Below are 15,592 nucleotides of genomic sequence, written 5' to 3'. Positions count from 1 at the left end.
GTATCAGTCATTTTGCCAGAGCGCCCGGTTGGTGGGGGAAGATGAGCAGCGTGCTCGTGGCGGTGGCCAGGAGTTCTCCGTCGGCGGTGCTGAGGCGGCCTTCGGTGAAGATCACGCGCGAGCCGGATTTTACGACTGACCCCTCTGCGCGCAGAGCACCCTTCTGGAGCGTGATGGGTCGCAGGTACTTGACCGCCAGATCGCTAGAGGTGTAGCCGATCCCTGCCTCCAAGGTAGTGTGTGCTGCGCAGCCGAGCACAGTGTCGAGGAGCGTGCAGGCCAAGCCGCCGTGCACCACTCCGAGGGGGTTGTAGTGCGCTTCTCCCGGCGAGCACTGGAACTCGACGTGTCCGTGCCTGGCATCGACGAGATCGAAACTCATGAGGGAAGCGATCGGCGGCGGCGCAATGCTGCCGTCGCGGAGGCCGGAAAAGTAGTCCAGACCCGACAGTCGTGGCAGTTGTTCGAGCGCGATTGCCGGATCAATCCAGGTGAAGGTTTCCGAGCGTTGCGCCGAGGTGTTGGTTGTCACCGGGGTTTCCTCCTTAGAGCTCTGCCGGTCTTCAGGCTTTGTCGTGGTCATACGGGGATGTTGGCTGCCAGTACAGGGTACAGATCCGAGATCGAGCCAGACAGGCCGCGCTTCACTCCGGCGCTGATTTCGTCCACGATGACCTCGTAATCCCCCTGCTCGAGCCCATCGAACGACTTTCGCGCGACTTCCTCGGGGGAGGTCTTCGGGGCATTCACGCCCTTGGCCATATCTGTGTCCATGTAGCCGACGTGAACACCCGTGACGTGCGTGCCTTGGGGGGCCAGTTCCACGCGGAAGGAGTTGGTCGCCGACCACAGCCCGGCCTTTGATGCACTGTAGGCGCCGGTGAGTGCGATCCAGCTGAGCACCGAGTGGATGTTGAGGACCGCTGATGTCCCGCTCGCGGCGAGTACCGGTGCGAATGCCCTGGTCAAGGCGACCGGTCCGAAGAAATTGGTCTCCATGACCTCCCGGACCTTCTCTTCGGGGAGTGCCAAGAACGTGTCCGATTCGACGCTCATGCCGGCGTTGTTGATCAGAACGGTGACGTCCTGGGCCTGGGTAACCGCGGCCCGGATCGAGTCAGGGTTGGTGACATCGAGGGCGAGGGGGATGACCCGGGAGTCGTTCCACTCTTGCGGGCGGCGGGCCGTCGCGTATACCTTCGCAGCACCTCGGGCGAGGGCCTGGTCCACGAGCTCGCGGCCCAGGCCTCCATTTGCGCCGGTAACGAGGACGACGGCGCCAGATAGCAGTGGCATGGATTCTCCTGATCTCAGATGGGCGGACGCGGTTGTAGCGACCTCAGGACATCAGAGTAGTGGAGTGAGTTGGATTTTCCAACTGACTTGTATACTTGAAGAAAGTTACCGAAAGCAGGTGCAGGATGAATCGGCCGACCGACATGGCAGTAGATGCGCCTAGGGCGTGTTTCATCGCGGCGGGGCTCGATGTGCTCGGGGAGCGGTGGGCGCTGCTGGCGCTTCGCGAGATGTCCTTGGGCGTTCACCGGTTCGATCAGATCGCGCGAAATACCGGCGCGTCCCGAGACATCCTGGTGGGACGACTGCGCACGCTTGAAAGCCAAGGCGTGATCGAGCGTGTCCAGTACTCCGAGCGCCCCCCGCGCTACGAGTACCACCTCACAGCTTCCGGGGCCGAGGTCGCGCCCATCCTCATTTCACTCGCAGCGTGGAGCAGTACATGGATGCGCGACGAGACACCCCGTGCCTCGTACCGGCACAATTGCGGGGCCGACCTGAAGCCGGTGGTGTCGTGTGCGGACTGCGGTGAGGAGTTCACCCCAGGAAGTCTGGTGCTCGGACCGCTAGTGTCAGCGGCCGGTGCGGACCCGGCGTCTGACCAGTAAGAACTAGAACCGGGCAGGGGACGACGGCGGTACCTCCCGCCGTCGTCCCCTGGTCGCCGCTGCGCCCGGCGTTCCGCCGGTCGGATTCGCCGGAATCAAGCTTCAGGTTGCTTCTCGAAGCAGACTGACTGTGCGCCACGATCGAGGAAATACTCGAAGTCATGGAAATCGCCAGCGTTATCGGGCATCTATGCAGCCATCACCGCCGCCGCGCCGATCATTCTCGAAGAAGTCGCCAGCTTCGAAGCACAAACGACTGCATTGTGACTGTCATCGTGAATGAGGTGGGAAACGTCGTCCCAGGTGAAGAGCCACGACTGAGCCGCCCGTGCCAACCACTTCCGCAGGGCTTCCGGGCGGCCGCAGAGTGGTCGATGGCCGACGACCCGCGCCCAGCCGCCCAGCTACTTCTAACTCCCGTGCTTTAGACCCCAATGATGGCTTGCTGCGCACCCTGCGTTGCTGCTCTGCATTCTTGCCAGTCAGTGGCCACATCCCGGGTCGTCGGTCAACGTGTTGCTGCGCGTGGCGGTGCTGTGCTTTCCCGGACTATGAGCTCTGTTGGCAGCAGATAGTGCCTAGCGGGTGCTGAGGCTGCCTTGGTCGCCAGGGCGTCTGTCATGAGTTTGGCCGCCAGACGGCCTTTCTCAGCGAAGTCCTGTTTCACCGTGGTCAGTGTTGGGCGAAGCTGCATCGCTACCGGGCTGTCGTCGAATCCTACAACTGATAGGTCTTCCGGTATCTGGAGCTGCAGGTCGTGTGCTGCGCGGACGGCCTCCGCTGCCATGACGTCGGAGAAGCACAGCACAGCGGTCGGCCTTTCGCCAAGACTGAGGAGTTGCCGGGCGGCCTCGTAGTGCTGCTCGCGCCCGCCCATGGGCACCGCTGCCGTGCGCGCGGTGGCGCCTGCCTTGTCCAGTTCGTTTTTCCAGCCCAGGTACCGTTGTCGGACGGCGTGTGGCAGCAGGGATGGATCGGGGGCCTGATCAATGGCAATCTCCGGCTCTGGGGCGCTGTACAGCAAGCCAACTTTCCGGTGGCCCAGATCCAGCAAGTGCCGTGCGGCGGCCTGCGCGCCACGGTAATCATCGACGTTGACACTGGGGATATCCGTCTGCTCGGCCTGGTCGACGTAGACAAGGGGCAGTTGGCGCTTCAGCAGCCAACCCAGGGCCGGGGATGTCGGGTCGCAGGAGTAGACCAGCGCTCCGTCCATGCCAACGTCCCGCGCTGGCACATGCGTTCCAGTTTCGTCGGCCGACAGCAGCGTCAGGGCAAGGCCCTGGCTGGTGACTTCTTCGGCGATTGCGCCGAAAAAGCGCATCGCGACATCGTCCGTAAATGCGTACGCGAGGGACTTGGTCAGTAGCACGCCCACCGCCCCCGTGTTTCCCCGCTTGAGCGCGCGGGCCCGGGGGTCGGGTCCGACGTAGCCGAGCTCCGTGGCCGCAGCGAGGACCCGGTCACGGAGCTCCGCGGACAGCTGGTCGGGGCGTGAAAAAGCGTTCGACACCGTCATCCGGCTCACCCCCACATGGTCGGCGATGGTCTGGAGCGTCACGTTTCCCATACCAGCCAGTATTTCAGCCCAGCGCCCTCAAGGTCGCCATTGCGGCGGGAGCGCCAGACGGAGCCACGGCCTTCGCCGCCCACAGGAGACCCGAAGACACGGCGACGCGAACACGCAGGATCAGACCAGCGTGATGCGCTCCTGCTTCCTCGGGAATGACGGGAGCGTCCGGCATGGCTGACTGCGCAAGGCTGGCCGTGAAGGCCGGGGTGTGTGCTGAGTACTGAAGGGTTTCCATGAGAAGACTCCTCTCGAATCGGTTTCTGTACCGATATAGTAGCAAGACGCTTCTGTATCGGTCAAGAAGGTCAGTTCGACTCTTGTTGGGTCTTCTTGCACGCCCCTAGTAGTAGAACAACACACGCTCCGGATGACCGCCCTGGTCGAGAACCTGCTGCTGCGTCGCCGAGGCAGCTCTAGGCTGGGGCGAGACTTCCCGCCCCGGCCTAGAGCTGCTGGAAGCGGCTAGGCATCGATCACCATGTCGGTCCGTGCGGTGGAGCAGCAGGGCAGGAACTTGCCGGCATCGATTTCCCGTGCCCGGATCCCGCCTTGGTGGTTCATCTCGACCTCCCCGGAAAGCTTGACGACCTTGCAGGAGCCGCACATGCCTTCCTTGCAGTTCGCGCCGATCCTGACGCCCGCACGCTGGGCCGGACCCAGGATGTGCTCGGTGGGGTCGATGCGCACGTTAATGCCGGTTCGCATGAAGGACAAGGTGAGGCTTCCCGTTCCGACTGTGTCGAAGCTCGAAGCATCGGGTGACACTGCCTCCGCTTCCGCAGCCGAACCGCCGTCGGAGTCCCCGGAATCGGGTGAGTTCGGGTCCATGGCTTCCAGCGGCAACCCTGTGGCCTTGAGGGGACCGTCGGCGTCGTAGCCGGGCTCGTAGAGTCCGAACGCGGTGGGCTGGCCTTCGTAGTAGTCCTCGGCGGAATCGGCGATTTCCTCGGCGATCTCCTCGGCAATGTCCACTGCGAGCGCGAGCTCCGCCTGATATTCAAGGAGCGTCTGACGGTCTCCCGAGAAAAATTCCATGTAGATGGAAGTGTCGTCGACGCCAACCTTCCCCAGGAGATCGGTGGCAGTATTCAAGTAACCCTCGGGGCCACAGGCATAGACCTGGCGGCCGTTGGCATCGGGGGCCACCTCATCCAGCATGGCTGCCGTCAGCCTTCCGCTGAGCCCTTCCCACCCCTCGGGTTTGTTGCGGTCGCCCAGGGAGTAGAAGACCTTGATGCGCGAGTCCACGGACGCGATGTAGGCCAGCTCCTTGTGGAAAGCAAAGCCTCCGGCCTCCGCTCCGTGGTAGAGCACCACAACGTCTGCATGTCCGGGCAGGGAGTGGATGGTCCGCACCATGGACATGATGGGGGTAATGCCTGCGCCTGCGGCCAGCAAGAGATACCGTGCCCGCCGGTCGGCATCCGGCAAGTGGAATGCGCCGACCGGTCCGAGCATCTCGAGCACAGTGCCGGGTTTAACATTCTCGTGCACCCATGGTGAAACCAGTCCTGTGGCGTCGCGTTTGACGCTGATGTTGAAGGTCCACGGCTCAGTCGGGGAGCTGGAGAGCGAATAGCTGCGGTCCACCGGATCCTGGTCCTCGCCGTTCACCGGAAAAGCCACGTTCACGTACTGGCCCGCACGGAACGCCAAGGGCGCACCGTCGCAACGGCGGAATACGAAGGTCATGAGGCCGCCCGCCTCGGGAACGGTCTCCACGCATTCGGCCATGAACTCCTGTGGATGCCAGGGGCCCAGGGCACGGGCAGCACGGGCGGGTGCCTCGGTGCTGCCCATCACCCTGTTCCACGGCATCTCAAGACCGCGAATGCGCTGTGGCTCCTGGATTGCCGTCTCGGTGAGGAGTTCTATCATGCCAAGTGCTCCTGCACGCGCTGCACGTACCAGTTGATGAACGCCTCTACCTGGTACTCGCTCTTCATGTACGGGCCGGGCTCGTAGGCAGGGCTGCCGGCGCCCGTCTGGCACAGCTCCACGAACGCCTTATCCTGCAGGTTTGTCTGCTTCCAGGTGTAGGTGAGTTTGTCCAGATCGTAGTCAACGCCTTCCACGGCGTCGTCAGCTACCAGCCAGGTGGTGCGTACCAGGGTCTGGTGTTCGTTGACGGGGAAGACGCCGAACGTGATGACGTGGTCGCTCTGGAAATGGAACCAGCTGTTGGGCTGCAGGTGCATCGAGCAGCGGCCAAGGCGGAAGTCCGGCAAGTCGCCGAGCAGCTTCTTGGAAAGCCTGTGCCCATCGGGGGAGAACGATTCGCCGTCGCCGTCAAGCGATTCCCTGGAGATGCGGATTCCTGCGATGCGCGTGTCGAGCTCTTCCACCACCTCGTAGGGAAGGCCATAGCGGCGGCAGCGCTCCTCAAGCGAGGCCTGCGCTTCCTTGTTGCGGTCCCACACTTCTTCGAGATGGGCCGGGATCAGGCCCTCCGTCAGTCCCCAGGTGGGAAAGAGGGAACAGGCGAGCTCCGGGTGGCCGTCGCAGTGGTAGCATTCACGGTTGTTCTCCATGACGAGCTTCCAGTTGCCCTCCTCGATGATGTTCTGCTGGTAGGCGACTTTCGTCTTCGACAGGTCGTGGGGTGCGAGGTACGGTTCGAAGATCTTTGAGGTTTCGTCAAAGTCCGCCGGCGGTTCGTTCGCAACGCAGACGAAGATGAGTCCGGCGACCACGCGGCTGTGGGCGCGCTTGAGGCCGAAGCAGCCCTTGTCGAACTTTGTCTCCCCGGGGGCCGAAGCATGGATCAAATTGCCATCGGGGGAGTAGGTCCACGAGTGATAGCCGCATACAAGGTTTCCGGTTGACCCCGCGGGTTCAGTCAGGACGCGGGCGCCGCGGTGGCGGCACACATTGTGCAGGACGTTCACGCCGCCGTCGTCGTTGCGCAGCACGATCAGGGAGTAGGGCCCGTAGTCGACGGTGACGTAGTCGCCCGGCTCCGGGAGCTCGGCGATGCTGGCGGCATAGATCCAGTGCTGTCCAAAGATGGCCTGCATATCGACGTTGAAAATCGTCGGATCGGTGTAGAAGGGGGCATCGAGGGAATATCCCACGCGCCGGAAATCGAACAACTCGGTGATTTCCGCCAGCTGCTCGGCAGGCACAGATGAGGCGAGTTTTCCGCGTGAATTGAGGGGCAAGACTGGAGCAGACATGTGTTTCCTCCCGGGAGGCGTGGGTAGTGACGATTCGAGGCGGCCACGGATGCGACGGTGCATGCGGCGTTGTCGAAAACCTTGTACTCAAGACATTAGGGACGATTGAACTGCAACAAAAGCGCAACATTCTGAAGATCACCATGCACAATGGGTGCATGATCGATGCAAGACTCATCACACTTCGGGTGTTTGCCAGATGCGGCACCATTGGCGCAACTGCCGAGCTCACAGGGTATTCTCCCTCCGCCGTCTCATCGCAACTTCGGGAGCTCCAGCGCGTGCTTGGAATGCAGCTGCTGACGAAGGACGGTCGGGGTGTGCGGTTGACGGCCACTGGCCGTTTTCTCGTGGCGGGCTCGGACACCCTCATTGCCGAATGGGAGAGCCTGCGCGCCGCGGCCATGGAGGCCGGCGACCAGGTGCAGTCTCATTTTGGCCTCGGCGGCTTCTCCACTGCGGCCGCCCAGTTGCTCGCGCCGCTGGCCGCCACCCTGCGCTCAACACGTCCCCAGCTCCAGGTGCAGGTGCTCGAGGCCAACCCGGACCGTTGCTTCGACTTGTTGGTTGCCGAGCGGATCGACCTCGCGGTCATCGTCGCCATGCAGTCCGAAACCTATGTTGAGGACGATCCGCGTTTCGAGCAGACCGTTCTGCTCGACGATCCCCTGGACGTCATCATCCCCTCCAACCATCCGTTGGCATCGCGGGAAACGGTGACGCTCGAAGAATTGGCATCGGAACCCTGGATTACCGAGACCGCCGGTTCCACCTACCACTCGCTATTCACTGCGGCGTTCACAGCAGTGGGGGTGACACCGCGGATTGCCCATGAGGCCGTTGAATGGGAAACCCAGATCGCCTTCGTTGGTGCGGGGCTGGGCGTGGGTCTGCTGCCGCGACTGGCGCCACTTCGTAGTGCCGAAAACGTCGTTCGACTGCGCATTACCGGCAAAGGGAAGCCCACCCGCCGTATTGTCGCTGCAGTGCGAAGGGGCAGCATTGCATCGCCCCTGATCCAGGAGTCGCTCGGCATTCTGCAGGTCAGCGCCGATCGTATCCTCGCCGCCCGGCCCGAAGACGATCTCTGAAATCGCACCAAGAGCAGTGGTAAGAAATCTAACCGGACTCTTGGCGCCCTAAATCACGTACTCCGGTGTGAACAGGCGAATCTCCGGATGGGAGTGAAAGAGGTATCCAGCACCTCGCTCAGTCCGGATTGACTTGGAAAATCGCCCCAGCTTGTTCCGGAGCCGGCGAATGTGCACGTCAATGGTGCGGTCGCTCGGAATGCTGGCGCCGTCGCTCCAGACGTGGCACAGGAGTTCTTGCCTGCCCACGGCTCTCATGCTGGCGCCCATAAGGTAGGTCAACAGGCTGAATTCCACGGGCGTCAGGCGCACGGGGACACCGTCCAAATGCACGCTTCGTCTTGATACATCGATCACCACCCCCACGTTCCAGGCTTGCGCTTCGCCACCTGCCGGTTCCTCCTTGGCTGGCAGTTGCCCGAAGTGCCGCCTAGGATCACCGAGCGCAGCAAACACACTCTCAAGTGCACCTCCGCGAGCATTTGCTGGCCCGAGTGCCACCGCTGCATGGATCTCCAACCCGCCCACCAGGAACTGTCCAAACACGCACGTCTCCCGGGCCACTGCCGAAACTGATGTTCCGGCTGCTTGGGCTGCTGATTCATCGACGCCCACGTAAAGGGCGAAACCCCGGGCTGATTGCTCACCTGATGGTCCGTAGTGGAACTGTTGATCGTCTTCTTGCCGTCTGGTTCCCTCTACCACGGGCAAGACCGTTGTGGACATGCTTTGTCCCATTGATCCCACCAGAGGGCGTGGTTCGTCGGTCAATGCCAAAATGTGGGGAGGAATGTTGAATTGTTCAGCTTGGATAGGCATTGTATGTCCTAGCTCAAAGGAAATAGCCGTACGGGGGCATCGGGTTACGGCACTATGGTGCAGGCGGGAAGGATCCATGGCCCCGTGTGGATGGCGCCGCCCTGGGAGGTCGGGAGCTTCGGTGGAGCACCCCAAAGACGCTGGATGTGACCGTTTTCGTGTTCCACCACGGGGTGCGGGGCGGGACTAGCGGCAAGGTCCTTTTTCGCTGCACTGACCCGGTCTATTCGAGGAGAAGCTGGCAAACAAGGACTCGATGTGCGTTGTCGACGCGCGCCGTTTGTCGAGACTAGGAGAGCAGCTTCGGGGTGTCAAGAATCATATTCAGATGACGGGAGGGGCGCGTTTGTGACGAGACGCGGGCACTACCTCGAGAGCTGCTGGACCGCTGTGGGTATGAACCCCAGCGTGCTGATCAATGCCAGCGTGGCTAGGCCGTATCCAACGGCCAGGGCCGCAATGGCTAAGCGGCGTGAGTCAAAACTGGCCCCCCGCAGACTGGAAGGACCTGCATCGCTGTGGGAGGAACGGAAACCAGCACGCGTTGCGGACCTCATGGAAATCTTCAAAGGTCACAGCATGAGGGAGAGACCCCGGATGGGGTCCTAACGATCACTGTGGTGTGGATGCCGCCGTCGGGAGCCCATCGGATCGAGGAGTTCGGCAAGGTGAAGGCTCTTGCGCTCCGGCTCTAATTGCTTGACCTGCATCGCACAGCTGAAGCCGTCGGCGAGGACCGGCGTGTCCTGGGCAGTCGTGGCGAGGGCGGGAGCCAGTGCCTGTTCCGCGACCTTCATGGAGATGTCGTAGTGGTTGGCTTCGAAGCCGAAGTTGCCGGCGACGCCGCAACAGCCTGTTGCCTCGGTGACATTGGCGACGCCGAGGGCGGCCAGTGCCTTGCGCTGGACGGTAGCCCCGAACGTCGAGTACTCGTGGCAGTGGGTCTGCACAGTCACGTCGGTGGGTACGGCCGGTGGCACCCAACCTGCGTCAACCCATTCCTTCACCGCTTCAGCGAAGCTGCGGATCCTCTGGGATACACGGTCGGCGGCTTCGGTGCCGAGCAGTTCCGGCGCGTCTTTCTTCAGCGCGGCGGCGCAGCTTGGTTCGATAACGACGATCGGTGCATCGCTGCCGTCATCGAGCTTCGCCACGGCCTTGCTCATGAGCTTCTTCGCGGTGTCGAGTTGACCCGTTGAGATCCAGGTGAGGCCGCAACAGGCGTCGGATTCGCAGCCGACCTGCCTTCCCGTGCTTTCCATGACCCGGGCTGCTGCTCCGGCCACCTCTGGCCTGAAGCCCTTGGTGAAGGAGTCCACGAACAGCACGGCGTCGGCCGTCTTGGAATGGGTGGCGTATGGGGCGAGGGCATCGCGAAGCATCTTCCGGGAAGCGAACTTCGGCATCTTCCTTTTGGTGGTGAGGCCACCGGCAGCGGCCACGACGTTCCCGAGCGGGCTGGCCAGAACCAGGTTTACCACCGGGCTGATCAGAGTGGTGAGTTTGAGCCAACGTGGCAACCAGCCAAGGGAGAAATGCGACATGGGCCGCAATTTGCCCTCATAGTAGTGCGAGAAGAACTCCGATTTGTAGCTGGCCATGTCTACGCCTGCGGGACAGTCGTTGGAGCAGGCCTTGCAGGCCAAGCACAGATCCAATGCCTCACGGACATCTTCGGACTTCCAGCCCTCGTCGACGGTCCGGGCACCTCGAACCATGTCCTGGAGCGCCCGGGACCGTCCTCGCGTCGAGTCTTTCTCGTCCCCTGTTGCGCGGAAGCTGGGGCACATCACTCCGCCGGAGGCTGAACGGCATCTACCGACGCCGATGCAAGCCTGGACGGCATGCACCCAGGGGTCGGCTCCGGCTGCGGCGGCTTCGACGGGTCTGAGTTCGAAGTGCGTCCTCCATTCACGCTCGGGAACCCCCTCGAGAGCCAGATTGGCGTCAAACGGATCCGGATCGGTGATGGAACCCGGATTCAGGATCCCGGCCTCATCCCAAAGCCTGCGGTATTCCTCGAACGCGGCGAGAATACCGGGCGAGTACATCTGCGCAAGCAGTGCTGAGCGGGCACGTCCGTCGCCGTGTTCTCCGGACAGGGAGCCTCCGTGGCGGACAACAAGTTCGGCGGCGGCCTGCGTGAACTTGCGGAATACGCTGCGGCCTTCTTCCGTGCGCAAATCGTAGGTGATGCGGATGTGCATGCAGCCTGCCCCAAAATGTCCATACATAATCCCGGTCAGCTCATAGTCATCCAGGAGCGTCCGGAAGTCGGCCAGGTAGGCTGCAAGGTTCTGCGGGGCAACGGCTGAGTCCTCCCAGCCGGCCAGTGATTCCCCGCCACTGGCGGGCCTTGACGACAACCCTGCGCCGTCTTCCCGCACCCGCCACAAGGAAGCGCGTTCAGCGGGGTCCGGAACCGCGCAACCATCGACCAAGCGGCCGTTCGCTGCCAGCCGTTCCAGCATCAGGGCAGCCTGGCGGGCCACTTCGTCCGGATCGTCGCCGTCAAGGTCTACGTACAGGAAAGCCTTGCCCAGGGGAAGCCCCAGGACGGAATCGTCGCCGCGGCGCAGCCGCATGGTATCAACGATGGCCTCATCGATGCCCTCGACAGCTGCGGGGGAGAACTCAAGGACGGTCTCGATGTCTTTGGCGGCATCGACGACGTCGGCATAGCCGAGGCAGACCAGCAGTGCGCTGGATGGCTTGGGGACGAGTTTCATGCGGGCACGGACGACCACGGCGCAGGTTCCTTCGGTGCCGACCATTGCCCTGGCAACGTTCAGGCCGTTCTCCGGCAGCAGGTTGGCAAGGTGGTAACCGGAAACCTGGCGCTGGATACGTCCAAGTTCGCGACGGAAAGCAGCAAGGTTCTCCTGGGCAAGCGTTTTGAGGTCTTCGCCCAACTGGAACGCCCGGGATACAGAGTAAGCGTCTGACGGGTTGGTAGCCCGGACGCCGTTGGCTGATGCGGTAAGGAGGGCGCCATCGGAGGTGACGACGTCGATCTCGTGGACGTGATCAGAGGTCCGACCGTAGCGGACAGAGTGGTTGCCGCACGCATCGTTTCCGATTGAGCCGCCTATGGTGGCACGGTTTTTTGAGGACGGGTCGGGGGCAAAAGTGAGGCTTCCGCCCGTTGCGCGTTCGGTTTCGCGGGTGAGCTGGGCAAGCACAACACCGGCTTCGACGTCTGCCGTTCCTGCCGACTCATCGATGGTGATGATCCGGTTCATGTGCCGTGAGAAGTCCAGCACAATTCCCGGGCCGATGGCGTTTCCAGCCATGGACGTCCCGCCTCCGCGGCTTATCAGGGCAGTGTCGGTTTCCCGGCACGCCGCTATGATGGCGACGACGTCGTCGACGCTGCGCGGAAACACAACACCAATCGGCGGGATCCGGTAATTGGATGCATCGTAGGAGTATGCGGCCAGCCGGTGACCCGAGGCTTCCACGGGCACTCCAGCTGCCTGGAGTCTTTCCAGGACCGGGGTATGTTCCGGGGCGGTGAAATTTGACTGCATGGCGTGCTTTCCACTGGGGTTTTCATGGAACGGTGCTGATGAATCGAAAGGCACTTGATGGAGCGTGCCTGTGGGAATTACGCCCATGATCGTGAGCGGGCGGCCGTGTCGATCCAGTGTCATCGGGAGGGTTCCTCCCGGATTCTGGTGCTCAGGAACGCTTCGGCGTCGTTCAAATGGGCCGCCCAAAGCTGCAATGCGTGATCCTGGTCGCCGGCGACAAGAGCATCCAAAAGAACAGTGTGTTCATCATGAAGTGTCGATACGTGGGGGTACCGCGGCCGAAGAAGTGCCATGAGGAGGCGGATTTCAGTGGAAATAGTCTGAAAGAGTCTGCTCAGCCTGGGCGAGTCTGCGGCTGCCACGACTGCTGCATGGAAGCCCATATCAGCCTGTGCGGCGGTCTCCCAATCCTGATCACCTTTGACCTCGGAAAACTTCGCCAAGGATTCCCGGATCGGCTCCGTGTCCGCGCCCTGGCAGACCGAGCGGACCGCGTCGAATTCAATGAGCCGGCGCACGCGAAAGATGTCTGCGACATCCTGGACGGAGAAAAGGCGGACTCTTGCACTTCGCCCGGTTTCGCGTTCCAGGAAGCCGTCAGCGATGAGAGCCTGTACAGCAACGCGCGCAGTGGGCCTCGCCACCCCCAACTTCTGGGCCACGTGGCTGTCCTTAATGTGGGCTCCCGCTGAGTAGTCTCCGGCCAGGAGGCTGCGTTCAAGCCGGGTACGGACAGCGTCGGCTACTGTCACGGTTTCGTTGATCGTCAGCCTAAAACTGTATAACAGCTATACACTTTTTCCGAAGACGCGGACACTCGAAGTAACAGTGATGACGGCGCAAGAAGAGCAATGCCAGTCTCGCAAGTCAGGGTTTGGTTTGGTTAACTTTCGGCGCGGAGCGCATTGTGGAACTGACGGACAGTCTCCTGACGGAAACCCTCGAAGTCACCTTCCAAAGCAAGTGCGGCCAGTCTCTCGTGCTCAACGGCGATTTCATGGAGGTCGCTATAAGTCCGATGGTCGACAGAGAAGTAGAGACGCAGCTTGTTCTCCCAACCGTTCCACAGAGCATGCAGGGCGGAGTTCCCCGAATATTCGTAGAACAGCCTGTGGAAGCGCAGGTGAGCGTCAATGCTGGCCGGAATGTCGTTGGTGTCCGTGGCCCGGTAAAGCTCCTCGATGGTTTGCTTCAACCGCAGCCGCTCAGTACCGCGCAACGTTTCGGCCGAGAGTTCAGCAGCGTAAGGCTCAACAAGCAAACGGATTGATGCGATTTCGGCGACGTCGCGGGCGCTGACCTCCACAACGAAGGATCCCCGGAAGGGGATTTTCACCACCAGACCTTCTTCTTCAAGGCGGGTCAGCGCCTCACGCAGCGGGGACCGGCTGATTCCGAGATCGGCAGCAATGTGCGTCTCGCGCAGCTGCCCACCTGGAGGCACAGTTCCGTCCAGGATGGCTGTACGCAGCACGCTGTAGACGCCGTCCGGCGTCGTGGTCCGCTGCTGTTGCCATGTGAACTTGCGGTCCATCGTGCCGCCTCCCTTGTCGATTGTCGATTATACAAGGCGCCCGTCGTGCTCCCGGCAGCGGAAGCTGTCAGACGCTGAGGGCTTCCGCCGAGTTGTGGCCTGTTGCAGATGCCCCCTGATGGCCTTGAGCAGGCCATCCCTGTCGCCTGCCTTCAAGAGATCCAGAATGTTTTGGTGTTCCTGTACCAGAACGTCCATCCTTGGGTAGGAAACGTCCAAGTCGAAGATACACATTCGTGATTCAGCGGCGAGTGTCTTGTAAATGCGGATAAAACGGGAATTTCCCACGCCTTCAACGAGGGTTGAATGGAACTGCATGTCCAGCCCTGCCATGGTCTGCCAGTCGGAAGCAGGCACTTGCTTCGCCATTTCGCCCACAATTTCCTTCAGCACTTCGCAGGTTTCACTGATCTGTTTCGGGCTGCTGTCCAGCAGCCTGTTGGCGGCCGCGGATTCGATGGACTCCCGAACCGCGTAGATCTCCCTTAGGTCATGCGTTTCGACCTCCTTGACGAACACTCCGTAGTTGCGCCGGCTGATCAGGATCCCTTCTTGGGACAAGCGCTGCAGGGCTTCCCGGAGGGGACCCCTGGATGTGTTGAGCTGTTCCGCCAGGAGGGATTCGTTGATCTGTTGCCCGGGCCGGATGGACCCCTGAACGATTTGATCCCGCAAGTGGTCAGCGATCACTTGCGCAGTGGGTCTTCCTTCCAATGCAAGGGGTCTTTCTGGTGCCGCCATTGACATCCACCCATCTCATTTTTCGGCGTACTGCGCGTTGGCTAGATTGCTGTTGCTGCTGGCTGACGGATTGGTCTGGCTCGTCTTAAACCGTTCCGGGCGTACGAATTCCAGGCCTGTGAATGACTGTTTGCGGAGCGCTTCGTACGCGGCAATGTGGCCGTACCCGGTGGCATTCTTGAATCCGCCCCCGGAGAAGCCTGTGGCGCAATAGATCCTGCGTGACTTGCTGAGCCACCCCAGTAGAGGATTCTGGTCCGTGGTGTAGAGGTCCGGGAAGGCATCGGAACGGACGATCGTCGGGATGAGGCCGGGGATGAATTCCGAGATCGTTTCAATGGTCTCGGCGATTTCGGCTGCTGAGAGTTCCCTGCGGAAACCGTCGGGGTCCGGTGTTGCTGTCCCGCGGCCGTCAAGGGTGGCTTTGACCGTGACCCCGTCGACGGCAGGTGCTCCATACATGGAGCGGTCCTGGTACATCCGGTTGAACGTGGGGAACTTTTCCGGGGTGAACTGGGCTGCGTCGTGGGCAACAAACCAGGTCAGGAAGACGCGCTTGGTCTGCGTTGCGGCTTTGAGGTAGTTGGGCATCAGACGCTGGGACCAGCCGCCCGAGGAGACGATGACGTTCTCGAAGGTCCAGGAGGTCTCTCCGGAGGTGATGACAACGCCGTCTTCGGTTTCGGTGATGCTGTCGATCGGGGTGTTGGTGTGGACGGTTGCGCCATTGGCCTCCGCCGCAGCAATGGCGGCTGTGACGGCACGGTCGGTGCGCAGGACCCCGGCGTTCGGGTCATAGACGGCGCAGTCATCTGGGCGGAGGTTGTGTTGGGGGTAGCGTTCTGCCATCTCTTCGCGGCTGAGAATCTCATGGGCAGCCCTGTTGGTACGGGCGGTTTCCAGGAGGCTGCGGATGTACGGGCCGTCGGCGGTGCCGATGGACAGGCCGCCGCAGCGGATGAGGATGTCCTGCCCGGTTTCGGCTTCCAGTTCACCCCAGAGATCACGTGAGCGTTCCAGGATGGGGTAGAGGTCAGGTACTCCACGGTAGATCATCCGAAAGAGCCTGGTATCACCGCCCACGGCACTTCTGCCGTGAGCAGGGGACTGCGCCTCGAAACCAGCGACGGAGTCGGTCAGGTTCGATGCCTGCCACAACGCCATGCTTCCGATGCTGCCCAGGCCTATGACAGCGAATTTTCCGTCCATGGCCTAGAGCAC

The 15,592-nt window shown here is 61.9% G+C and carries 14 protein-coding genes; 2 read left to right on the top strand and 12 right to left on the bottom strand.

What is annotated here, in order from left to right:
- Window positions 1-7: 7 nt before the first annotated feature.
- Complete coding sequence (locus V9L17_RS10080) at window positions 8-583, bottom strand: PaaI family thioesterase (RefSeq protein ID WP_337351321.1); 576 nt, start codon at window positions 581-583, stop codon at window positions 8-10.
- Window positions 580-1,296 (bottom strand): SDR family oxidoreductase, encoded by a 717-nt coding sequence (locus V9L17_RS10075; RefSeq protein ID WP_337351320.1) that lies wholly within the window; start codon window positions 1,294-1,296, stop codon window positions 580-582. Before V9L17_RS10075 ends, V9L17_RS10080 begins: the two co-directional genes overlap by 4 nt.
- A gap of 125 nt (window positions 1,297-1,421) precedes the next feature.
- Between V9L17_RS10075 and V9L17_RS10070 the strand changes: the two genes are divergently transcribed.
- The gene (locus tag V9L17_RS10070; RefSeq protein WP_337351319.1) at window positions 1,422-1,904 is read left to right on the top strand and encodes a winged helix-turn-helix transcriptional regulator; all 483 of its coding nucleotides are present in this window, start codon (window positions 1,422-1,424) and stop codon (window positions 1,902-1,904) included.
- 508 nt (window positions 1,905-2,412) lie between these two features.
- On the opposite strand, the gene V9L17_RS10065 is transcribed toward V9L17_RS10070, so the two are convergent.
- The 4 genes from V9L17_RS10065 to V9L17_RS10050 form a co-directional block, all read right to left on the bottom strand.
- On the bottom strand, window positions 2,413-3,474 hold the full coding sequence (locus V9L17_RS10065; protein WP_337351318.1) for a LacI family DNA-binding transcriptional regulator: 1,062 nt from the start codon (window positions 3,472-3,474) through the stop codon (window positions 2,413-2,415).
- A 13-nt stretch (window positions 3,475-3,487) separates the two neighbouring features.
- Window positions 3,488-3,712, bottom strand: coding sequence for a hypothetical protein (locus V9L17_RS10060; RefSeq protein ID WP_337351317.1), 225 nt, complete (start codon window positions 3,710-3,712; stop codon window positions 3,488-3,490).
- A gap of 227 nt (window positions 3,713-3,939) precedes the next feature.
- Window positions 3,940-5,355, bottom strand: coding sequence for a ferredoxin reductase (locus tag V9L17_RS10055; protein ID WP_337351316.1), 1,416 nt, complete (start codon window positions 5,353-5,355; stop codon window positions 3,940-3,942).
- Window positions 5,352-6,653, bottom strand: coding sequence for an aromatic ring-hydroxylating oxygenase subunit alpha (locus V9L17_RS10050; protein WP_337351315.1), 1,302 nt, complete (start codon window positions 6,651-6,653; stop codon window positions 5,352-5,354). Before V9L17_RS10050 ends, V9L17_RS10055 begins: the two co-directional genes overlap by 4 nt.
- Window positions 6,654-6,811: 158 nt before the next feature.
- Here V9L17_RS10050 and V9L17_RS10045 point away from each other — a divergent pair, with 158 nt between their 5' ends.
- Complete coding sequence (locus tag V9L17_RS10045; RefSeq protein ID WP_337347313.1) at window positions 6,812-7,744, top strand: LysR family transcriptional regulator; 933 nt, start codon at window positions 6,812-6,814, stop codon at window positions 7,742-7,744.
- Window positions 7,745-7,792: 48 nt separating this feature from the next.
- On the opposite strand, the gene V9L17_RS10040 is transcribed toward V9L17_RS10045, so the two are convergent.
- The 6 genes from V9L17_RS10040 to V9L17_RS10015 form a co-directional block, all read right to left on the bottom strand.
- Window positions 7,793-8,563: a winged helix-turn-helix domain-containing protein gene (locus tag V9L17_RS10040; RefSeq protein WP_337351314.1), complete on the bottom strand. Its 771-nt coding sequence runs from the start codon at window positions 8,561-8,563 to the stop codon at window positions 7,793-7,795.
- A gap of 605 nt (window positions 8,564-9,168) precedes the next feature.
- Window positions 9,169-12,093, bottom strand: coding sequence for an FAD-binding and (Fe-S)-binding domain-containing protein (locus V9L17_RS10035; protein ID WP_337351313.1), 2,925 nt, complete (start codon window positions 12,091-12,093; stop codon window positions 9,169-9,171).
- Between the two features lie 119 nt (window positions 12,094-12,212).
- On the bottom strand, window positions 12,213-12,848 hold the full coding sequence (locus V9L17_RS10030; protein ID WP_337351312.1) for a GntR family transcriptional regulator: 636 nt from the start codon (window positions 12,846-12,848) through the stop codon (window positions 12,213-12,215).
- Window positions 12,849-12,979: 131 nt separating this feature from the next.
- A complete protein-coding gene (locus V9L17_RS10025) occupies window positions 12,980-13,630 on the bottom strand; it encodes a GntR family transcriptional regulator (protein ID WP_337347173.1) in 651 nt (216 codons plus the stop codon).
- Window positions 13,631-13,657: 27 nt separating this feature from the next.
- On the bottom strand, window positions 13,658-14,320 hold the full coding sequence (locus tag V9L17_RS10020; RefSeq protein ID WP_337351311.1) for a GntR family transcriptional regulator: 663 nt from the start codon (window positions 14,318-14,320) through the stop codon (window positions 13,658-13,660).
- A gap of 66 nt (window positions 14,321-14,386) precedes the next feature.
- Window positions 14,387-15,580 (bottom strand): FAD-dependent oxidoreductase, encoded by a 1,194-nt coding sequence (locus tag V9L17_RS10015; protein WP_337351310.1) that lies wholly within the window; start codon window positions 15,578-15,580, stop codon window positions 14,387-14,389.
- Window positions 15,581-15,592: the final 12 nt, after the last annotated feature.

The sequence above is a fragment of the Pseudarthrobacter sp. CCNWLW207 genome, from assembly GCF_037203945.1.
Taxonomy (GTDB): domain Bacteria; phylum Actinomycetota; class Actinomycetes; order Actinomycetales; family Micrococcaceae; genus Arthrobacter.
Note: the sequence above shows the minus strand (reverse complement) of the source record. Positions and strands in the feature narration are given on the sequence as shown.